The following is a 19266-nucleotide window of genomic DNA, read 5'->3' as shown; positions in this document are numbered from 1 at the left end:
CAACAGCCAAGGCCGCCCGCGATGAACTGGATCACCAATTACGTCCGCCCGCGCATCAACTCGCTGTTCTCGCGCCGCGAGGTGCCCGAGAACCTGTGGACGAAATGCCCCGAATGCGGGACCATGCTGTTTCACCGCGAACTGTCGGACAACCTGAACGTCTGCACGAATTGCGACCACCACATGGCGATCACCCCGCGCGACCGCTTCTCCGCGCTGTTCGACGCCGGCGCCTTCGTCGAGGTGAAGGTCCCCGAGCCCATCGCCGATCCGCTGCAGTTCCGCGACCAGAAGCGCTACCCCGACCGCATGAAGGCCGCACAGAAGGCCACCGGCGAGAAGGAGGCGATGCTGGTCGCCGAGGGCGAGATCGGCCGCACCCCCGTCATCGCCGTCGGCCAGGACTTCAGCTTCATGGGCGGCTCGATGGGCATGTATGTCGGCAACGCGATCATCGCGGCCGCTGAACGCGCGATCGAGACCGGCAAGCCCCTCGTCCTCTTCTCCGCCGCCGGCGGTGCCCGCATGCAGGAAGGCATCCTGTCGCTCATGCAGATGCCCCGCACCACCGTCGCGGTCGAGATGCTGAAGGAAGCGCGCATCCCCTATATCGTGGTCCTGACCCACCCGACCACGGGCGGGGTCACCGCCAGCTACGCCATGCTGGGCGACATCCAGATCGCCGAGCCGAACGCCCTCATCTGCTTCGCCGGCCCCCGCGTCATCGAGCAGACCATCCGCGAGAAACTGCCCGAGGGCTTCCAGCGCGCTGAATACCTGCTCGAACACGGCATGCTCGACCGCGTCACGCACAGGAAGCAGCTGCGGGACGAGCTGGTCTCGATCCTGCGCATGCTCGGCCACATGCCGGCCCCGACCCGCGGCGATTTGCCCGCACCCGCGCCGGCGGCGCCCGCACCCGAACCGGCCACCGCCGGCTGACCATCTTCTGTGCAGAAATATCCCGGGGGTCCGGGGGCTGGCCCCCGGCTTTGTGACGCATGAGCCATACCGATCCCAGCCCGTCCGACCAGATCCTGTCCCGCCTCCTCGGCCTGCACCCCAAGGTCATCGACCTGTCGCTGGACCGGATGCACCGCATCCTGGAAGCGCTCGGCCACCCCGAGCGCCGCATCCCGCCGGTCATCCACATCGCCGGCACCAACGGCAAGGGCAGCACCCAGGCCATGATCCGCGCCGGGCTCGAGGACGGCGGTGCGCGCGTGCACGCCTATACCTCGCCGCATCTCGCCCAGTTCCACGAGCGCATCCGCGTCGCCGGCAACCTCATCTCCGAGAAGATGCTGGCGGACACGCTCGAGGAATGCGAGGCCGCCAATGACGGCGCCCCGATCACCTTCTTCGAGATCACGACCGCCGCCGCCTTCCTCGCCTTCTCGCGCGTGCCGGCGGACTACACGCTGCTCGAGGTCGGGCTCGGCGGCCGGCTGGATGCCACCAACGTGATCGACCAGCCGCATCTGACCGTCATTACCCCCGTCAGCATCGACCACACGCAGTATCTGGGCGAGACGCTGCCGCTCATCGCCGCCGAAAAGGCCGGGATCATCAAGCCCCGCGTCCCCGTCATCGTCGGCCCGCAACAGGACGAGGCGCTGCGCGTGATCGAGGCCCGGGCGCAGGGCCTGACCGCCCCCATCATCGCCCATGGCCAGCACTGGATGATCCAGCCCGACCGGGGCGGCATGGTCTATCAGGACGACCATGGCCTCTGGGACCTGCCGCTGCCAAACCTCGCCGGCCCGCACCAGATCCAGAACGCCGGCACCGCGCTGGCCGCCCTTCGCGCCCTCGGAGCCACCGAGGCGCAGGCCATCGCTGCCGTCACCCGCGCCGAATGGCCCGCCCGGATGCAGCGCCTGAAGCGCGGCCCGCTGGTCGATCTGGCCGGCACGGCCGAGCTGTGGCTCGACGGTGGACACAACCCGGCCGGGGGCGAGGCGCTGGCGGCGACGCTGTCGGCCATGCCGCCGCGCCCGACGCATCTGGTCTGCGGGATGCTGAACACCAAGGACATCGCCGGCTACCTGCGCCCGCTGGCCGCTTATGCCGCCAGCCTGACCGCCATCGACATCCCCGGCGAGCCGAACACCCTGCCGGCCGAGGACACACGCGCCGCCGCCGCCACGGTCGGGATGACCGCCCGCACCGCCCCGGATGCGGCCGAAGCGATTGCCCGGATCACGGCCGAGGATCCCGCCGCCCGCATTCTGATCTGCGGCTCACTGTATCTTGCAGGCCGCATCCTGCGCGAGAACGGCTGACGCGGCGCAACCATCACGCGGCCGGGCGGTTGACCTTGCGGCCGCACCGGAGGAGCCGATGACCGAAGAACGCGACAGCCGCACCGCCGTCCTGCGCGGGCTTGCCAATCGCTGCCCCAATTGCGGCGAGGGAAAGCTGCTTGAGGGCTACCTGACCCTGACCGCGGAGTGCGAACATTGCGGCGCCCCGCTCGGCCGCTACCCGGCCGCCGACGGTCCGGCCTTCTTCACCATGACGGCAATGCTTCTGCTGCTGATCCCGGTGATCGGCTTCATCTGGGGCATCTGGCGCCTGTCGCCCGCGATGCTGCTGATCGTGACCAGCGTCATCATGACCGTGCTGACGCTGATCCTGCTGCGCCTCATCAAGGGCGCCTTCATCGGCTGGCTCTGGGCCCAGAACGAGCAGGACCGCGGGTCCTGACCCGCGGCCCCAAGCCCTGCTGCCAGTCCTACTGCCAGTCCCAAGGGCAGGTGAACTGCCCGAGGCGCGATCTCACCTCGGCCTCGTCCGTGCCCGGCCCTCGGGTAAGATAGGCGACCAGTCCGCGCTTCTTGTCCTCGCGCACCGCGCCCACCGTGGCGCCCGTCCCCTCCAGCGCCTCGTTGTAGACGCGGGTGATCGCCAGCTTGCGAAGGTCCGGCTTGAAGATCTTGCCGACGGCGGTCTTCGGCAGCTCGGGCAGGATCTCGATATGCTTGGGGATGGCCGCGCGCTCGTGGATATGGGTCTTCGCATGTTCGGTCAGCTCGCGCACCGAGACCTCGGCCCCGCCGATAAGCTCGACATAGGCGCAGGGCAGCTCTCCGGCGAAGCTGTCGGGCTGGCCGATGGCGCCGACGAAGGCGACGGCGGGGTGGGACAGCAGCCCCTCCTCGATCTCGGCCGGGTCGATGTTGTGCCCGCCCCGGATGATCAGGTCCTTGGCGCGCCCGGTGATCCACAGATAGCCGTCCGCGTCGATCCGCCCCAGATCGCCCGTCCGCAGATAACGGTCCTCGGCGAAGAGCTTATGGTTCTTGTCCGCCTCGGTATAAGTCGAGCCGGGGAAGACGCCGGGATTGGCGACGCAGATCTCGCCCACCTCGTCAACCGCGCATTCATGCACCTGCCCATTGTCCGAGTGGTTGAGGATACGGACATGCGTGTGCGGCAGCGGAATGCCGACCGAGCCGACCTTCTTCAGCCCGTCCACCGGGTTGCAGCTGACGAGGCAGGTCGCCTCGGTCAGCCCGTAGCCCTCGGCGATCTCGACGCCAGTCGCGGCCTTGAAGCGGTTGTACAGCTCGATCGGCAGCGGGGCCGATCCCGAGATCGCGGTCTTGAGGCTGCTGACATCGGCGTTCACCGGCCGCTGCATCAGCGCGGCGATGGCCGTCGGCACGGTGATGAGGAAGGTCGCCTGCCAGCGCTCGATCAGCTTCCAGAAATTGTCGAAGACTCCGTCGCCGCGGTAGCCCGCCGGCGTCGGCATGACCACATGCGCGCCCGAGGCGATGCAGGACATCAGCACCGGATAGGCCGCGAAGACGTGGAACATCGGCAGCGGGCACATCAGCACGTCCGTCTCGTCGAAAAGCAGCGTGCCGCCGAGCCAGCCGTTGTAGATCATCCCCGAATACTTGTGCTGCGCGACCTTCGGCGTTCCCGTGGTGCCGCCGGTGTGGAAATAGGCGGCGACGCGGTCGCGCTTGGGATCGTCGAAGTCCAGCCCGACATGGTTGCAGCCGCTTGCCGCCGCCTCGAAGGCCAGGACCTTGGCCTTGTGCGCCGCCTTCACCTTGGGCCGGATCAGCGGCACGATGAAGCGCTTGAGGCCGCGCAGGTGGCGGTTCAGGTCGATCTCGACCACATGGGTGACGCTCGGCGCCTGCGCCACGGCCTCGGCCGCCTTCTGCGCCACGTCCGTCTTGGGGAAGGCGCGCAGCGTGACCAGCACCTTGGCATTCGTCTCGCGCAGGATGCCGGCGATCTGCGTCGCGTCCAGCAGCGGGTTGATGGGGTTGACGATCCCCGCCGTCGCGCCCGCCAGCAGGATCACGGGCGTCTCGATGCTGTTCGGCAGAAGATAGGCGACCGTGTCGGTCGGCCCGACGCCGAGGCTGCGGAACAGGTTCGCCGTCTCGGTCACGCGCTGGCGCAGCTCGGACCAGGTCAGGGTCGTCGCCGGATCGCGCGGCCCCGACAGAAGCTGGAACGAGATCGCGGGCCGGTCGGGAAAGCGCTCGGCCGTGCGCGACAGGAAGTCGTAGATGGTGACCGGCAGGTCGCGCTGCTCATAGGCGGCCTCGGCCTCGACCCTGTCGCGGTCCGCGTAATTGCTGAACTTTCCCATTGTGTTCTCTCCTCCCCTGCACGTCGCGTGTCATGCGTCCCCTCGGCCGCAGCATGCGCCATGGCGCGAAAACGGGGCAAGACTTGACTCGCAGGCAGGCACCCGGAACGCGGCGTCATCGGGCATTTCCTCGGATTCTATGCATCGGAACAGTTGTTCTCCTTATGGTTGTGCCGATATAGCTGTCGTACCGCTCGGGAGACCTCAGGATGAACAAGCTCGTCCCTGCCCTTTTGATGCTGTCGTCGGCGCTGCTGCTGGCCGCCTGCGGAACGCCGCCGGCCACGAGCGGGGCCGAGGATCCCTATGCCGTGCAGGTCGGCACCGCGGGGACCGCCACCTGCCCCACCACCACCGCACAGGAAAATTCGGTCGGCGCCGCGGCGACGAACCAGGCGCGGCGCCAGGCGGGCCTGCCGCCGGTCCAGCCCAGCCCCCGGCTTGCGCTGGTCGCGGCGCGCCATGCCTGCGACATGGCGCAGCGGGGGCGCATGACCCATATCGGCAGCACGACGACGGGGCCGGCCGCGCGGGTGCGTGCCGCCGGCTACCAGCCGCGGATCACCGCCGAGAACATCGCCGCCGGGCCCTTCAGCCAGACCCGCGTGCTGGGCGAATGGACGGGGTCCCAAGGCCATCTGAAGAACATCCTGCTGCCGCAGGTCAGCGAGTTCGGGATCGGTCAAGCGATCGCCGAAGATGGCCGGACGCGGTACTGGACGGCCATCTACGCCGCGCCGAAATAGACGGCGCCCGCACCTCCACCGCGCCCGCCTGAGGGCGCGAAGGGCGCCGCAGCGGGATGCGTCAGGCCGCGCTGACCGCGGCCTCGCGCGCCCCGTCGGTGAATTGCATCCGGGCCAGCCGGGCGTAGAGCCCACCTTCGGCCACCAGCGCGTCATGCGTACCCTCGGCCACGATACGGCCCTGGTCGAAGACCACGATGCGGTCGGCCTTCTTCACGGTCGCCAGCCGGTGCGCGACAACGACCGTCGTGCGCCCCTGCGCCAGCCGTGCCACGGCCGCCTGCACCAGCGCCTCGGATTCGGCGTCGAGCGCGCTGGTCGCCTCGTCCAGCAGCAGGATCGGCGCGTCGCGCAGGATGGCGCGGGCGATGGCGATGCGCTGGCGCTGGCCGCCTGATAGCATCACCCCCCGTTCACCAAGCGCAGTGTCGTAGCCCTGCGGCAGCGCGGCGATGAAGTCATGGGCATGGGCGGCGCGGGCGGCAACCTCGACCTCGGCCTCGGGCGCGTCGGGGCGGCCGAGGCGGATGTTCTCGCGCGCCGAGGCGGCGAAGATGACCGGGTCCTGCGGCACCAGCGCAATCCGGCGGCGGAACTCGGCGCGGGCCATGTCGCGCAGATCGACCCCGTCCAGCGTCACCCGGCCCTCCTGCGGGTCCCAGAATCGTTGGATCAGCTGGATGACCGTCGTTTTGCCCGCGCCCGAAGGGCCGACCAGCGCCACCGTCTCGCCGGGGCGGATGCGCAGGTCGACGCCTTCCAGCGCGCGGGCATCGGGACGGGTCGGAAAGCGGAAACCCACCCCCTCCAGCGCGATCTCGCCTCGCAGGGGCTGCGGCAGCGGCAGGGGCGCGGGCGGGTCGGTCAGCGCATCCTCGGCCGAGAGCAGCTCGGCCAGCCGCTCGGTCGCGCCGGCGGCGCGCTGCAGCTCGCCCCAGATCTCGGACAGGGCGCCCGAGGCGCTGGCAACGAGCACCGCGTAGATCACGAACTGCACCAACTCGCCCGCGGTCATAACCCCCTCGCGCACGTCCCGCGCGCCGATCCAGAGGACGCCGATCACCCCGGCGAAGATCAGGAAGATCACGATGGCGGTCATCACCGCGCGCGTGCCGATCCGCGTCAGCGCGACGCGGTAGGAGGACTCGGTCACGTCGTCGAAGCGGGCGATGCTGCGCCCCTCGTGGGTGTAGGCCTGCACGGTCTGCGCGGCGAGCAGCGCCTCGGAGGCGGCGCCGGACGAGGCCGCGATCCAGTCCTGGTTCTGGCGCGACAGGCCGCGCAGGCGCCGGCCCAGCAGGATGATCGGGATCAGGATCGCCGGCACGATCAGCAGCACGAGGCCCATCAGCTTCAGCGAGGTCAGCGCCAGCATGGCCAGCCCGCCTCCGAGGATCAGCATGTTGCGGAGCGCGATGGACAGGGACGATCCGACGACCGACTGGATCAGCGTCGTGTCGGTGGTGATGCGCGAGAGGATCTCGCCGGTCATGACCCGCTCGAAGAAGCCGGGCGACAGGGTGATGACGCGGGCGAAGACCGCCTTGCGGATGTCGGCCACGACCCGCTCGCCGAGGCGGGTGACGAAGAAGTAGCGGGCGGCGGTGCCGAGCGCCAGCAGCGCCACGATCAGCAGCGCGGCGCCGAAATACTCGTCCAGAAGCCCCGCGCCGTCGTCGAAATTGTCCACCACGCGGCGCACCGCAAGCGGCAGGATCAGGCTGATCATCGAGGTCAGCGCCAGCGCCACCATCGCCAGCGCCACCTGCGACCGGTAGGGCCGCACGAAGGGCCACAGCGCCGAGAGCGCGCCCACCCGCTTGCTGACGGGACGGTCTTTCAGGTTGCTCGCGCCGCGTGCCATGACTTGCCTTTCGCTGCCCGGCCCCGGTTTATGCCCCGGGCGCGGGCAGAACAAGCGCGCCCGGCAGGGGGCGGCGCTAAAGCCGCAGCTCGCCCGAGGCCAGCGCGGCCTCCAGCGCCGCCACCGCCTCGGCAAGGCGGGCGTCGATCACGTGCAGGTACTGCGTCCAGTCCAGCAGCCCGGTCAGCTCGGCCGTGCCGTCCGAGATGCCGCGCAGCCCGACCAGCGGCAGCCCGAACGCCTGCGCCGCCCGCAGATGGGCGAAGGTCTCCATGTCCACCATGTCCTCGGCGATGGCGTCATAGGCCGTGCCGCTGACGATGTTGGCGCCGGTTGAAAGGCTGGTGACCGGCAGGCCCGGGATGCGGTGCGGCAGCTCCAGCACGGGCGGCAGGTCGAGGAAGGGCGTCACTCCGCGGGGAAAGCCCAGGGGCGAGGCGTCGATGTCGCGCCAGGCGACGCTGCCGGCCTGGTAGACCTGCGCCTGCGACAGCCGCGCCGATCCCGCCGAGCCGAGCGAGACGACCAGCCGCGGCAGCTCCGCCATCGCGGCCAGCGCGGCGGTCAGCTGCACCGCGGCCTCGATCGGGCCGACGCCGGTCATCAGCGGCGTGATCCGGGCGCGCAGGGCGGGGCCGTATTCGGCCTCGGCCGCCATCACGAAGAGGATGGGAATGCCGGCGATCATGTCGGGGACGGGCGGGGTCATCTGCACCTGCGCTGTGGCTTCGTGCCGGGGTCGCACGGGCCGGGCGCGCGGGTCAATGCCCCTTGCGAGCCGCGCGCCGCCTGTGGCACCTCTGCCCGGCAGAAGCGAGGGCGCGGCAGCATGAACGACACCGGCGGCACGATCACCCGGACCTATGGCGCGCGCGTCGCCCAAGGCAAGCTGCGGCGCGATCCGGCGCAGGAGGCCGTGCTGCCCCATCTGGACCGGGTGCTGGCGCAGATGCGGAGCGCCCCTGCCCCGGCCGCGGCGCGTCCGAAATCGGCCTGGCGCGCCTTCCTGGGCGTCGGCAACCCCGAGCCCGCGCCGGCGCCGGGGCCGCTTGGCCTCTATCTCTGGGGCGGGGTCGGGCGGGGCAAGTCGATGCTGATGGACCTGATGGCCGAGATGGCCGCCGAGGCGGGCATCCCCTGCCGCCGCGTCCATTTCCACGCCTTCATGCAGGAGATCCAGGCCGGGCTGGAGGCCGCGCGCAAGCGGGGCGACCAGGACACCGTGCGCCCCGTCGCGATGGAGGTGGCGCGGCAGGTCCGGCTTTTGTGCTTCGACGAGATGCAGATCACCGACATTGCCGATGCGATGATCGTCGGCCGGCTGTTCCAGGTGCTGTTCGATCAGGGCGTCGTGGTCGTCACCACCTCGAACCGGGAGCCCGAGGAGCTGTACAAGCACGGCCTGAACCGCCAGCTGTTCCTGCCCTTCATCGCCCTGATCCGCCAGCGGATGGAGGTCGTCTGCCTCGACAGCCGCACCGACTATCGCCAGAACCGCACGGGCGGCGGGCAGGTCTGGTTCACCCCCGCCGATGCCGCCGCCCGCGCTGCGCTGAACGCCGAGTGGACTGCCCTGACCGGGGATGCCGCCCCCGCGCCCTGCCGGCTCGAGGTGAAGGGCCGCCAGGTCGAGCTGCCGGCCTGCGCCGGGCGCGTGGCGCGCGCCGGGTTCTGGGACCTCTGCGGCCGCCCGCTCGGGCCGGCGGACTACCTCGCGGTGGCGCAGGCGGTGGACGTGCTGCTGCTCGAGGGGGTGCCGCGCCTTTCGGCCGGGAACTACAACGAGGCCAAGCGCTTCGTCACGCTGATCGACGCGCTCTACGAGGCGAAGGTGCGCCTGATCGCCAGCGCCGCCGACCAGCCCGAACAGCTCTATTCCGAGGGCGAGGGCAGCTTCGAGTTCGAGCGCACCGCGAGCCGCCTGCGCGAGATGCAGGACGCGTCCTGGGGCCAGCGGCCCTAGGTGGCGCTAGACGCCGAGCGTCTGCCGCCCCCGCGCGACCAGCGCCTGAAGCTCGGGCAGGGACATCGCGCCGAAGGCGGCCTCGTCCCCGCAGATGAAGGTCGGCGTGCCGGAAAGGCCCATGTGGTCGGCTAGCAGGTGGCTGGTGGTGATGTGCCGCTCGACGCGGTCGGACTCCATGTCCTCGGCCAGCCGCGCGGCGTCCAGCCCCGCCGCCTGCACCGCCCGCGTCACGCTGGCCTGGTCGACGCGGCCGCGCTGGCGCAGCAGGGCCGCGTGAAGCTGCCAGTAGCGCCCCTGCGACAGCGAGGCCAGCGAGGCGCGCGCCGCGTGTTCCGAACCCGCCCCGAAGATCGGCCATTCGCGCAGCACCACCCGCAGCTGCGGGTCCTCGCCGACGATGCGCTGGATGAGGGGCATCATCGTGCGGCAATGCGGGCAATTGTAGTCAAAGAACTCGGTGAGGGTGATGTTGCCCTGCGGATTGCCGAGGACGGGCGCGGTCGGATCGCGCTCCAGCGCGGCGCGCAGCTCCTCGGGCATCGGGTTCGACCGGGGGGTCTGGGCCAGGGCCGGTGCGGCCAGCAGCGAGGCGCCGGCGGCGAGAAGCAGGCTGCGGCGGTCGGGCATGGCTTGTCCTTTCGGGAAGATCGGGCTGGTATGGTCGTTGGGTAACGTGGCGGGGGCGGATGAGGAAAGCGCGACGGGATGAACGGGCCCTCACGATGGCGTCAGAGGCGCCGGCCGGCGATCCCGTCTGCCCGCTCTGCCTGCGCCCGATCCCGCCCGGCGTGCCGCAGAGCCGCCATCACCTGATCCCGAAGCTGAAGGGCGGCAAGCATGGGGAGACGGTGCTCGTGCACCACATCTGCCACAAGACCATTCACAAGACCCTGCGCGAGGGCGAACTTGCGCGCGAATACAACACGGTCGAGGCCTTGCGCGCCCATCCCGAACTGGCGCGTTTCTGGGCATGGGTCGCCCGCCGCCCCCCCGGATTCACCGGTCGGGTGCGCTGAAACGTCGCTTCAGACCAATCGCGCATAGGATGATCACCGATTCGGCTGCATCATCGAGAGGCGAACAGAAAGGAGACCCCATGTCCCGCCTGATGCTTCCGGCCGCCCTGGCCGCCTTCCTCGCTGCCCCTGCGGCCTTCGCGCAAAGCAGCACCGGCCCGGTCATCATCCCCGCGCCGGAAACCGGCAGCGAGATGACCACCAAGCCCGAGCCGGCGACGACCCGCTCTGGTTGCGGCAAGGCACGTCAGGTGATGTCCTGACATCGGCTGATTTCAGCCGAGAAAAGGCCGCAGTTTCCGGCGGTTGATCCTGCCGCACAGGCGCCGTGATCAGCACGGCGCAGGAAGGTGCAGACTATGCAGAGTTTGCACCCCCCGCCATCACGAGGGTTCACAGCTGCGTGGTTGCCGGCTTGCCACGGCCTGGTTAGGCGCGCGTGCTCGTCTCCTTCACTCAGGCGCTTCCGGCTTCTAGGTCAGCCGGACCAACCTGATTGGAGAAAACAGATGAAATTCGTTCCCGTTGCCGCCGTCGCCCTTCTGGCCACCGGTGCCGCTCATGCCGGCGGCTACGTCGCCCCGGTCACCCCGGTCGAGCCCGCTCCGGTCGTCGCCCCGGTGATCGCGCCCGCCTCCGACTGGACCGGCTTCTACGCTGGTCTGCAGTATGGTCAGGGCTCGGGCGATCAGACGGAGGAAGGTTTCGACGACGTCAGCAGCGACCTCGACGCTTACGGTCTGCATGCCGGCTACAACCACGACTTCGGCCGCTTCGTCCTGGGCGGCGAACTGGACTATAACCGCCTCGACATCGACACTGTCGCTGACAAGGGCGATCTGTGGCGCCTGCGCGGCCGCGCTGGCTATGACGCCGGCCGCTTCATGCCCTACGTCACCCTGGGCGCCGCGCGCGTTTCGGCCGACCTCGGCGGCGGGCTGGACCTGTCCGAGACCGGCGTCACCTACGGCATCGGCGCCGACTTCAAGGTGACCGAGCAGATCGTCGTGGGCGCGGAATACACCCGCCAGAACTTCAGGGACGTCGCTGACATCGACGGTCTGGACGTCGATGGCGACATGGTGCAACTGCGCGCCTCGTTCCGCTTCTGAGATCGGCTTGATCGCAAGGGAAAGGCGGCTCCTCGCGGAGCCGCCTTTTTCATGACCAAACCGGGGTGACCGACCTCAGCGGGTGAACTTCTTGTACTTCACGCGTTTCGGGTTGACCGAATCCGGCCCGAGGCGGCGGATCTTGTCCTCCTCGTAGGCCTCGAAGTTGCCCTCAAACCACTCGACATGCGCATCCCCCTCGAAGGCGAGGATGTGGGTGCAGAGCCGGTCGAGGAAGAAGCGGTCGTGGCTGATGATGACCGCGCAGCCGGCAAAATCGTCCAGCGCGGCTTCCAGCGCCTGCAGCGTTTCCACGTCCAGGTCGTTGGTCGGCTCGTCGAGCAGCAGGACGTTGCCGCCGGATTTCAGCAGTTTCGCCATGTGGACGCGGTTGCGCTCGCCGCCCGAGAGCTGGCCGACCTTCTTCTGCTGGTCGCTGCCCTTGAAGTTGAAGGCGCTGCAATAGGCGCGGCTGTTCATTGTCGCGTCGCCCAGCTGGATCAGTTCGGCGCCGCCGGTGATCTCTTCCCAAACGGTCGCATTGGCGTCCAGCGCGTCGCGGGACTGGTCGACGAAGGACAGCTGCACCGTGTCGCCCAAGGTAATCGTGCCCTCGTCGGGCTGCTCGTCCCCGGTCAGCATGCGGAACAGGGTCGACTTGCCGGCGCCGTTGGGGCCGATGACGCCGACGATGCCGCCCGGCGGCAGGGTGAAGTCGAGGTTCTCGATCAGCAGCTTGTCGCCCATCGCCTTTTTCAGGCCGGTGACCTCGATCACCTTGCCGCCGAGGCGCTCGCCGTTCGGGATGATGATCTGGGCGTTGGCGATCCGTTCCTTCTCGGTCTTGTTCGCCATCTCGTTATAGGCGTTGATCCGGGCCTTCTGCTTGGCCTGCCGGGCCTTCGCGCCGGCGCGGATCCATTCGAGTTCCTTCTCCATGACCTTCTGCTTGGACTTCTCCTCGCGCGCCTCCTGCGCGACGCGCTTGGCCTTGGCCTCCAGCCACGAGGAGTAGTTCCCCTCGTGCGGCAGGCCGCGGCCTCGCTCCAGCTCCAGGATCCAGCTGGTGATGTCGTCGAGGAAGTAGCGGTCGTGGGTCACGGTCAGGATCGTGCCCTTGTATTCGATCAGGTGCTTTTGCAGCCAGGCGATGGTTTCCGCGTCCAGGTGGTTGGTCGGCTCGTCCAGCAGCAGCATGTCGGGCGCTTCCAGCAGCAGCTTGCAGAGGGCAACCCGGCGCCGCTCGCCGCCCGAGAGGGTGCTGACATCGGCGTCGTCCGGCGGGCAGCGCAAAGCCTCCATCGCGACATCGACCTGGCTGTCCAGATCCCACAGGTTCTCGGCGTCGATCTGGTCCTGAAGCGCGGACATCTCGTCGGCGGTCTCGTCCGAGTAGTTCATCGCCAGCTCGTTGTAGCGATCCAGCTTGGCCTGCTTCTTCGCCACGCCCAGCATGACGTTGCCGCGCACGTCGAGCGACTCGTCCAGCTGCGGCTCCTGCGGCAGGTAGCCGACGGTCGCGCCCTTGGCGGCCCAGGCCTCGCCCGAGAAGTCCTTGTCCCAGCCCGCCATCACGCGCAGCAGGGTCGACTTGCCGGCGCCGTTGACGCCGACGACGCCGATCTTGACGCCGGGAAGGAAGTTCAGGCGGATGTTCTCGAAGACTTTCTTGCCGCCGGGATAGGTCTTGGACACGCCGTCCATGTGGTAGACGAACTGGTAGGACGCCATGGGAATCTCCTGCAATTTGCCGCTATCTAGGCGATTGCGGGTCCCGATGAAAGGTCAGCGCAGTTCGGCGGCGAATTCTTCCCCCAGGATGGCGCGCACCGCCTCGACCTGTGGGGCCAGCCGCTCGTGCAGCGCCGCCACCGCTTCGGGCGGCGGCTCCAGCCCGGCGGGATTGGCGAAGACCTTCTGGGTGAGGTTGGCATAGAAGCAGGGGCCGATGCCAAGATGCGCCTCGACCGCGTCCATCACCTCGTGCGGCGCGCGGGCGATGCGGCCGAAGGGGATCACCAGCATGTCGGGATAGTGGCCGAGCCAGCGCGGCAGGTAGGTGGCGTAATCGCCCCGCTCGTCCAGGACGGGGTTGCGGACCTCGGCCAGCCAGTCCTCGACCGTCTTCGGCACCCGCTTCTCGCGGCGCAGGTTCATCCTGAGCTGCGAGATGGCGCGGTCGACCGGGTGGCGCAGCAGGTAGATGACGCGGGCCTTGGGCAGGAGGGCCTTGACCGCCGCGACGCCCTCCTCGGGCAGGCCGGAATATTCGGGCGTGAAGTCCATCGGCATCGCATCGGCCGGCGCGGGGGCGAAGACGCGCTTGTACCACTGGTTGTGGAACATTTTTCCGCCTGTGACCGAGGTCAGGTAGGCGTCCAGTTCAGGCTGCATCGGCACGCCGCGCTTCACGTGCCGGTCGCGGATCTCCTGCGGCTTGTTGCGGTAGTGCCAGGCGATCCAGCGGCGGTGTTCGGGGATGTGCAGGTGGTTGAAATACTGCACCTCCTTGAAGGGCGGGATCCAGACCTGCGCGTGCTGGCCCAGCATCTGCGCCAGCCAGCTGGTCCCGGCCTTCTGCGCCCCGATGCAGAGCGCGCCGGGCTTTCTCGGCTGCCCGTCCGGATCGAAGGCAGGGCTGACGGTCAGGGTGGTCAGGATGCGGCCTTCGGCCACCACCTCGTCAGTCGGTTCGTCCCCAGAGATCATACTCGCCCGCCTCGTCAACCTTCACGGTCACAATATCGCCGGGCTTCAACCCGTCAAAGCCCTGATCGATGAAGAGGTTGCCGTCGATCTCGGGCGCATCGGCCTTGGTGCGGCAGGTGGCGCCGCTTTCGTCGACCTCGTCCACGATGACCTCGAGCCGGGTGCCGACCTTTGCGGCCAGCTTGGCCTCGCTGATGGCCTGCGCCTTCTGCATGAAGCGCTCGAAGCGGTCCTGCTTGACCTCGTCCGGGACGTGATCCGGCAGCAGGTTCGCCCGCGCGCCCTTGACGTTCTCGTACTGGAACGCGCCGACGCGGTCCAGCTGCGCCTCGTCCAGCCAGTCGAGCAGGGTCTGGAACTCGGCCTCCGTCTCGCCGGGATAACCGACGATGAAGGTCGACCGCAGGGTGATCTCGGGGCAGATGGCGCGCCAGGCGGCGATCTCGTCCAGGGTCTTCGCAGCCGCTGCGGGCCGGGCCATGCGGCGCAGGACTTCGGGATGGGCGTGCTGGAACGGAATGTCGAGATAAGGCAGCACAAGGCCGTCGGCCATCAGCGGGATCAGGTCGCGCACATGCGGATAGGGATAGACGTAGTGCAGCCGCACCCAGGCTCCGAGACTGCCCAGGTCCCGCGCCAGATCGGTGATGTGGGCGCGGTGGCCGCGCTCCTCGGCATGGCGCAGGTCAAGCCCGTAGGCGCTGGTGTCCTGGCTGATGACCAGCAGCTCCTTGACCCCTGCGGCGACCAGCTTCTCGGCCTCGCGCACGACCGCATGGGCCGGGCGGCTGACCAGCCGGCCGCGCATGTCCGGGATGATGCAGAACTTGCACTTGTGATTGCAGCCTTCCGAGATCTTCAGATAGCTGTAATGCCGCGGCGTCAGGCTGACGCCTGAAGCCGGCAGCAGGTCGATGAACGGATCGGGCCGCGGCGGCACGGCGCCATGGACCGCGTCCAGCACCTGCTCGTATTGATGCGGGCCGGTCACCGCCAGCACCTTGGGATGCGCGCCGGTGATATAGTCCGGCTCGGCCCCGAGGCAGCCCGTCACGATGACCCGGCCATTCTCGCGCAGCGCCTCGCCGATGGCGTCCAGGCTTTCCGCCTTGGCGCTGTCCAGAAAGCCGCAGGTGTTGACGATCACCGCATCGGCGCCTTGGTAGTCGGCGCTGATCGCGTAGCCCTCGGCCCGCAGGCGCGTCAGGATGCGCTCGCTGTCCACCAGCGCCTTGGGACAGCCGAGGCTGACCATGCCGATGGTCGGCTGGCCCTCGCGCCGCGTCTCAGGGACGCGGGCGCGGGCAAGGTCGGGGCGCAGGTCGGGCGGGTTCTGGTGCATCGCGCGCAGATAAGCGATTCGCGCCCCCGCGAAAAGCCCGATCCGCGAAAGTTACCGGCGGCCCATCAGCCGGCGGATGACCTTGAACATGGCGAAAAGCTTGAGAAGTCGGAACATGAAAGCCTCCATTGGTTTCGCCCCCAACGCGCGGGCCGCCCCAGGGTTCGCCGGAACGTGACTTTCCCCCGTCACGAAGCTGCGGGATAAGGCTTCGATGAAACCGCTGCTCGCCCTTGCCCTTTTGGCCGCCCTCGCCGCGCCCGCCGATGCCCAAGAGCGTTCGGGCATCTACCAGCAGGGCGAGTTCATCGACGTCTGGAACCACCGCGGCGGCCATGTCCTGCAGATGGTCCAGACGCGCGAGCAGCTGGCGGCCACGGGGCGCGTCGTGCGCATCCGCGGCTATTGCCGGTCGGCTTGCACGATCCTGACGACGCTGCCGAACGCCTGCCTCGCGCCCAAGGCCCGGATCGGCTTTCACGCTCCGCGCATCCAGGGCACGCAGATCATCGCGCCCTATGTCGACCAGATCATGGGCAGCTTCTACCGCGGCGGCGTCCGCGAGCGCTGGTTCGGCGGCTGGAACCGCTCGCGCGAGATGCAGGTGATCAGCGCGCGCGAATACACGCGGCTCGACCCGCAGGCGCGCTTCTGCCCCAGCCTCAGCTGATCATTCGCGCAGCCGCCAGCCGGTCGCGAAGATCCAGCGGATGATCCCCAGGCACACCACCACCATCAGCGCGACCGCCGTCAGCGAGGTCCCGACCGGCACGTCGGCCAGGCCGAAGAAGGACCAGCGCACGCCCGAGATGAGGTAGAGGACCGGGTTCAGCTTCGCGACCCCCTCCCAGAAGGGCGGCAGCATCGAAGCCGAGTAGAAGGCCCCGCCCAGGAACACCAGCGGCATGATCACCATCATCGGCACGATCTGAAGCTGCTCGAAGCTCTTGGCCCAGAGGCCGATGATGAAGCCCAGCAGGCTGAAGCCAAGCGCCGACAGCGTCAGGAAGGCCAGCATCCAGAACGGGTGCAGGATGTGCACGCCCACGAAGGCGAAGCTGGTCAGCAGGATCACCAGCGCGATCAGGATCGCCTTGACCGCCGCCGCGCCCACGAAGCCGAGCGTCACCTCGATCCAGCCCACGGGAGAGACGAGGTATTCGTAGATCGTGCCCGAGAACTTTGGGAAGTAGATCCCGAAGCTCGCGTTCGAGACCGACTGCTGAAGCACCGTCAGCATCATCAGGCCCGGCACGATGAAGGCGCCGTATTCCACGCCCTCGACCGACTGGATGCGCCCGCCGATAGCGGCGCCGAAGACGACGAAGTAGAGGACGGTGGACAGGACCGGCGATGCCAGCGACTGCCAGATCGTGCGGAAGAAGCGCATCATCTCCACGTGGAAGATCGCGCCCACGCCGCGCCAGTTGATGCCGGTCATGCGGCCTCCTCCGAGACGAGGGACAGGAACACCTCCTCAAGGCTGGACTGCCGGGTCGAGACGTCGCGCACCGAGATCCCCTGCCCCGCCAGATCGCCCAGAAGCCGCGCGATCCCGGTCCGGTCCGCGCGCGTGTCATAGTCGAAGCGCAGCGAGCGGCCGTCGGCGGACAGCTCCAGCCCGCGCCCCATCAGGCTGGCGGGAACGGCGTTCAGCGCCTCGTCCAGATCGATGATCAGCGTCTTGCGGCCGAACTCGCCCATCAGCTCCGCCGTCGGGCGGACCAGCAGCAGCTGGCCGCGGTTGATGACGCCGACGCGGTCGGCCATCTCCTCAGCCTCCTCGAGATAATGCGTCGTCAGGATGATCGTCACGCCCTCGCGGCGCAGATCGCCCACGACCTCCCACATCTCGCGGCGCAGCGCCACGTCGACGCCCGCCGTCGGCTCGTCGAGGAACAGCACCTTCGGCCGGTGCGAAAGCGCCTTGGCGATCAGCACCCGGCGCTTCATGCCGCCCGACAGCTCGCGCGTGGCGGCGTCGCGCTTGTCCCACAGCGCGAGCGCGCGCAGGATCCGCTCCAGATAGGCGTCGTCCGGCGCCATCCCGTAAAGGCCGCGGGTGAAGCGCACGCAATTCATCACCGACTCGAAGGGCGGCAGCGCGATCTCCTGCGGGACCAGCCCGATCAGCTTGCGCGCGGCGCGCCAGTCGCGGCGGATGTCGTGCCCGCCGACCCGGACCGTGCCGCCGGTCGGCACGACCAGCCCGCAGATGACCGAGATGAGCGTCGTCTTGCCCGCGCCGTTCGGCCCCAGCAGCGCGATGATCTCGCCCTCGTCGATCGTCAGGCTGACATCGTCCAGGGCCTTCGTGCCGCTGCCATACTGCTTTGAAAGCCGGTCGATCTCGATGATCGCAGCCATGATGCGCCCTTTTCTCAATACCGCAGCGTCACGTAGGCAGCGCGGCGACGAATTACCAGCGGCCTCATCTTCTGTGCGGAAATATCCTCTGGGGGTGAGCCGTGCCCGAAAAAGGTCCAGTGGACCTTTTTCAGCGGCGAACGCCCGGTGCATAGCACCGGGCAGGGGGCGAAGCGCCCCCGGCTACGACCGCGCCGCCAGAAGGGCGGCTTCCAGCTTGTCCAGCGCCTCGGCGAAAACCTCATCCTGGATGGTCAGCGGGGCGAGGAAGCGGATCACGTTCCCATGCACGCCGCAGGTCAGCAGGATCAGGCCCCGCTCCAGCGCTGCCTCGCGCACGCGGTTGGCGAAGTCGGGCGCCGGGCTGTCTGTGCCGGGCAGGTTGAACTCGACCGCGTTCATGAAGCCCGGGCCGCGGATGTCGACGATCTGCGGCACCTGATCGCGCAGGCTGGCGAGGCGCTGCTTCAACCGCTGCCCAAGACGAACAGCGCGCTCGCACAGCCCCTCGTCCGCGATGACGTCCAGCACCGCATGGGCCGCCGCCACCGCCAGCGGGTTGCCGGCATAGGTCCCGCCCAGCCCGCCCGGATGCGGCGCGTCCATGACCTCGGCCCGGCCGGTGACCGCACTGATCGGCAGCCCGCCGCCAAGGCCCTTGGCCATGGTCACCAGATCCGCCTCGACCCCGTGATGCTCCATTGCGAACAGCTTGCCGGTGCGGGCAAAGCCCGTCTGAACCTCGTCCGCGATCAGCAGCATCCCGTGATGATCGCAAAGCGCGCGCAGCTCGGTCATGAAGGCGGTCGGCACTTCGTAGAAGCCGCCCTCGCCCTGCACCGGCTCGACGATGACGGCGGCGACACGCGCAGGCTCCAGATCGGCCTTGAAGAGTTGCTGCAGCGCCTTCATCGCGTCCTCGGCGCTGACGCCGTGCAGCGGGTTCGGGAAGGGCAGGTGCCAGACATCGGGCATCATCGGCCCGAAACCGGCCTTGTAGGGCTGGACCTTGCCGGTCAACGCCATGCCCATGAAGGTCCGGCCGTGAAAGCCGCCCGCGAAGCTGACGATGCCGGGACGGCGGGTGTGGTAGCGGGCGATCTTGATCGCATTCTCTACCGCCTCGGCGCCGGTGGTGGCGAAGATCGTCTTCTTCGGGAAATCGCCCGGCACCAGCGCGTTCAGCCGCTCGGCCAGGGCGACGTAGTTCTCGTAGGGGACGACCTGGTGGCAGGTATGGGTGAAGCGGTCCAGCTGGGCGCGCACGGCCTCGACGATGCGGGGGTGGCGGTGGCCTGTGTTCACGACCGCGATGCCGGCGGCGAAGTCGATATAGCGGTTGCCGTCCTTGTCCCAGATCTCGGCGTTCTCGGCGCGCTCGGCATAGACCTGCGTGGTCATGCCGACGCCGCGCGAGATCGCGGCGTTCTTGCGGTCGGTCATCGTGGTCATCGCGCCCTCCCCTCGGGTCTGTCGGCGGCAGATTGCGCCGGCCTCGCGCGCCGCGCAAGCGGGCGTGACTT

The 19266-nt window shown here is 68.8% G+C and carries 19 protein-coding genes; 9 read left to right on the top strand and 10 right to left on the bottom strand.

Annotated features, from left to right (window positions below):
- The first annotated feature begins 21 nt into the window (after positions 1–21).
- The 3 genes from accD to BLP73_RS13520 are packed head-to-tail and all read left to right on the top strand — an operon-like array spanning position 22 to position 2709.
- A complete protein-coding gene (gene accD / locus BLP73_RS13530) occupies positions 22–942 on the top strand; it encodes an acetyl-CoA carboxylase, carboxyltransferase subunit beta (protein WP_090745597.1) in 921 nt (306 codons plus the stop codon).
- A gap of 59 nt (positions 943–1001) precedes the next feature.
- A complete protein-coding gene (locus BLP73_RS13525; protein WP_090745594.1) occupies positions 1002–2285 on the top strand; it encodes a bifunctional folylpolyglutamate synthase/dihydrofolate synthase in 1284 nt (427 codons plus the stop codon).
- A gap of 58 nt (positions 2286–2343) precedes the next feature.
- Complete coding sequence (locus tag BLP73_RS13520) at positions 2344–2709, top strand: DUF983 domain-containing protein (protein WP_090745591.1); 366 nt, start codon at positions 2344–2346, stop codon at positions 2707–2709.
- Positions 2710–2737: 28 nt separating this feature from the next.
- Here the strand turns inward: BLP73_RS13520 and BLP73_RS13515 are convergent, their stop codons facing one another.
- A complete protein-coding gene (locus BLP73_RS13515) occupies positions 2738–4621 on the bottom strand; it encodes an acyl-CoA synthetase (RefSeq protein ID WP_090745588.1) in 1884 nt (627 codons plus the stop codon).
- A 209-nt stretch (positions 4622–4830) separates the two neighbouring features.
- On the opposite strand from BLP73_RS13515, the gene BLP73_RS13510 reads away from it, so the two are divergent.
- Complete coding sequence (locus BLP73_RS13510; protein WP_245686674.1) at positions 4831–5367, top strand: CAP domain-containing protein; 537 nt, start codon at positions 4831–4833, stop codon at positions 5365–5367.
- A gap of 61 nt (positions 5368–5428) precedes the next feature.
- Here the strand turns inward: BLP73_RS13510 and BLP73_RS13505 are convergent, their stop codons facing one another.
- Both BLP73_RS13505 and BLP73_RS13500 read right to left on the bottom strand, forming a co-directional pair.
- Entirely contained in the window at positions 5429–7231 is a 1803-nt protein-coding gene (locus BLP73_RS13505; protein WP_090745581.1) for an ABC transporter transmembrane domain-containing protein, read from the bottom strand.
- A gap of 76 nt (positions 7232–7307) precedes the next feature.
- On the bottom strand, positions 7308–7940 hold the full coding sequence (locus BLP73_RS13500) for a 5'-methylthioadenosine/S-adenosylhomocysteine nucleosidase (RefSeq protein WP_090745578.1): 633 nt from the start codon (positions 7938–7940) through the stop codon (positions 7308–7310).
- Positions 7941–8060: 120 nt separating this feature from the next.
- Between BLP73_RS13500 and zapE the strand changes: the two genes are divergently transcribed.
- Positions 8061–9194, top strand: a complete 1134-nt coding sequence (zapE, locus tag BLP73_RS13495) for a cell division protein ZapE (protein ID WP_090745575.1) — start codon at positions 8061–8063, stop codon at positions 9192–9194.
- Between the two features lie 6 nt (positions 9195–9200).
- Here the strand turns inward: zapE and BLP73_RS13490 are convergent, their stop codons facing one another.
- A complete protein-coding gene (locus BLP73_RS13490; RefSeq protein ID WP_090745573.1) occupies positions 9201–9824 on the bottom strand; it encodes a DsbA family protein in 624 nt (207 codons plus the stop codon).
- A 95-nt stretch (positions 9825–9919) separates the two neighbouring features.
- Here BLP73_RS13490 and BLP73_RS13485 point away from each other — a divergent pair, with 95 nt between their 5' ends.
- The 3 genes from BLP73_RS13485 (at position 9920) to BLP73_RS13475 (ending at position 11325) form a co-directional block, all read left to right on the top strand.
- The gene (locus BLP73_RS13485) at positions 9920–10213 is read left to right on the top strand and encodes an HNH endonuclease family protein (protein WP_090745570.1); all 294 of its coding nucleotides are present in this window, start codon (positions 9920–9922) and stop codon (positions 10211–10213) included.
- An 80-nt stretch (positions 10214–10293) separates the two neighbouring features.
- Positions 10294–10476: a hypothetical protein gene (locus BLP73_RS13480; RefSeq protein ID WP_090745568.1), complete on the top strand. Its 183-nt coding sequence runs from the start codon at positions 10294–10296 to the stop codon at positions 10474–10476.
- A 246-nt stretch (positions 10477–10722) separates the two neighbouring features.
- Positions 10723–11325 carry an outer membrane protein gene (locus BLP73_RS13475; RefSeq protein ID WP_090745565.1) on the top strand — a complete coding sequence of 201 codons (603 nt, stop codon included), beginning with the start codon at positions 10723–10725 and terminating at the stop codon, positions 11323–11325.
- 75 nt (positions 11326–11400) lie between these two features.
- On the opposite strand, the gene ettA is transcribed toward BLP73_RS13475, so the two are convergent.
- From ettA to rimO, 3 genes are read right to left on the bottom strand one after another with little or no spacing between them, the layout of a single operon-like run.
- Positions 11401–13056: an energy-dependent translational throttle protein EttA gene (ettA, locus tag BLP73_RS13470; protein ID WP_090745562.1), complete on the bottom strand. Its 1656-nt coding sequence runs from the start codon at positions 13054–13056 to the stop codon at positions 11401–11403.
- A 54-nt stretch (positions 13057–13110) separates the two neighbouring features.
- On the bottom strand, positions 13111–14034 hold the full coding sequence (locus BLP73_RS13465; protein ID WP_090745559.1) for a sulfotransferase family protein: 924 nt from the start codon (positions 14032–14034) through the stop codon (positions 13111–13113).
- On the bottom strand, positions 14009–15376 hold the full coding sequence (rimO, locus tag BLP73_RS13460) for a 30S ribosomal protein S12 methylthiotransferase RimO (protein WP_175453362.1): 1368 nt from the start codon (positions 15374–15376) through the stop codon (positions 14009–14011). Before rimO ends, BLP73_RS13465 begins: the two co-directional genes overlap by 26 nt.
- 214 nt (positions 15377–15590) lie before the next feature.
- Between rimO and BLP73_RS13455 the strand changes: the two genes are divergently transcribed.
- Positions 15591–16046, top strand: coding sequence for a hypothetical protein (locus tag BLP73_RS13455; RefSeq protein WP_090745553.1), 456 nt, complete (start codon positions 15591–15593; stop codon positions 16044–16046).
- Here the strand turns inward: BLP73_RS13455 and BLP73_RS13450 are convergent, their stop codons facing one another.
- The 3 genes from BLP73_RS13450 to BLP73_RS13440 form a co-directional block, all read right to left on the bottom strand.
- Positions 16047–16808 (bottom strand): ABC transporter permease, encoded by a 762-nt coding sequence (locus BLP73_RS13450; RefSeq protein WP_090745839.1) that lies wholly within the window; start codon positions 16806–16808, stop codon positions 16047–16049. It lies immediately after the preceding gene.
- A 5-nt stretch (positions 16809–16813) separates the two neighbouring features.
- Positions 16814–17743, bottom strand: a complete 930-nt coding sequence (locus BLP73_RS13445; RefSeq protein ID WP_090745550.1) for an ABC transporter ATP-binding protein — start codon at positions 17741–17743, stop codon at positions 16814–16816.
- 183 nt (positions 17744–17926) lie between these two features.
- Positions 17927–19195 (bottom strand): 4-aminobutyrate--2-oxoglutarate transaminase, encoded by a 1269-nt coding sequence (locus BLP73_RS13440; RefSeq protein ID WP_090745547.1) that lies wholly within the window; start codon positions 19193–19195, stop codon positions 17927–17929.
- Between the last annotated feature and the right edge of the window lie 71 nt (positions 19196–19266).

Origin of the sequence: Paracoccus tibetensis (genome assembly GCF_900102505.1) — a bacterium.
GTDB lineage: Bacteria > Pseudomonadota > Alphaproteobacteria > Rhodobacterales > Rhodobacteraceae > Paracoccus > Paracoccus tibetensis.
The sequence above is the reverse complement of the archived record's forward strand: the minus strand, read 5'-3'. Positions and strand labels throughout refer to the sequence as shown.

What these genes read in the sequence shown, in the direction of transcription:
- accD (WP_090745597.1), top strand. Translation starts at nt 22, where the DNA reads ATGAACTGGATCACCAATTACGTCCGCCCGCGCATCAACTCGCTGTTC.
- BLP73_RS13525 (WP_090745594.1), top strand. Translation starts at nt 1,002, where the DNA reads ATGAGCCATACCGATCCCAGCCCGTCCGACCAGATCCTGTCCCGCCTC.
- BLP73_RS13520 (WP_090745591.1), top strand. Translation starts at nt 2,344, where the DNA reads ATGACCGAAGAACGCGACAGCCGCACCGCCGTCCTGCGCGGGCTTGCC.
- BLP73_RS13515 (WP_090745588.1), bottom strand. Translation starts at nt 4,621, where the DNA reads ATGGGAAAGTTCAGCAATTACGCGGACCGCGACAGGGTCGAGGCCGAG.
- BLP73_RS13510 (WP_245686674.1), top strand. Translation starts at nt 4,831, where the DNA reads ATGAACAAGCTCGTCCCTGCCCTTTTGATGCTGTCGTCGGCGCTGCTG.
- BLP73_RS13505 (WP_090745581.1), bottom strand. Translation starts at nt 7,231, where the DNA reads ATGGCACGCGGCGCGAGCAACCTGAAAGACCGTCCCGTCAGCAAGCGG.
- BLP73_RS13500 (WP_090745578.1), bottom strand. Translation starts at nt 7,940, where the DNA reads ATGACCCCGCCCGTCCCCGACATGATCGCCGGCATTCCCATCCTCTTC.
- zapE (WP_090745575.1), top strand. Translation starts at nt 8,061, where the DNA reads ATGAACGACACCGGCGGCACGATCACCCGGACCTATGGCGCGCGCGTC.
- BLP73_RS13490 (WP_090745573.1), bottom strand. Translation starts at nt 9,824, where the DNA reads ATGCCCGACCGCCGCAGCCTGCTTCTCGCCGCCGGCGCCTCGCTGCTG.
- BLP73_RS13485 (WP_090745570.1), top strand. Translation starts at nt 9,920, where the DNA reads ATGGCGTCAGAGGCGCCGGCCGGCGATCCCGTCTGCCCGCTCTGCCTG.
- BLP73_RS13480 (WP_090745568.1), top strand. Translation starts at nt 10,294, where the DNA reads ATGTCCCGCCTGATGCTTCCGGCCGCCCTGGCCGCCTTCCTCGCTGCC.
- BLP73_RS13475 (WP_090745565.1), top strand. Translation starts at nt 10,723, where the DNA reads ATGAAATTCGTTCCCGTTGCCGCCGTCGCCCTTCTGGCCACCGGTGCC.
- ettA (WP_090745562.1), bottom strand. Translation starts at nt 13,056, where the DNA reads ATGGCGTCCTACCAGTTCGTCTACCACATGGACGGCGTGTCCAAGACC.
- BLP73_RS13465 (WP_090745559.1), bottom strand. Translation starts at nt 14,034, where the DNA reads ATGATCTCTGGGGACGAACCGACTGACGAGGTGGTGGCCGAAGGCCGC.
- rimO (WP_175453362.1), bottom strand. Translation starts at nt 15,376, where the DNA reads ATGCACCAGAACCCGCCCGACCTGCGCCCCGACCTTGCCCGCGCCCGC.
- BLP73_RS13455 (WP_090745553.1), top strand. Translation starts at nt 15,591, where the DNA reads ATGAAACCGCTGCTCGCCCTTGCCCTTTTGGCCGCCCTCGCCGCGCCC.
- BLP73_RS13445 (WP_090745550.1), bottom strand. Translation starts at nt 17,743, where the DNA reads ATGGCTGCGATCATCGAGATCGACCGGCTTTCAAAGCAGTATGGCAGC.
- BLP73_RS13440 (WP_090745547.1), bottom strand. Translation starts at nt 19,195, where the DNA reads ATGACCACGATGACCGACCGCAAGAACGCCGCGATCTCGCGCGGCGTC.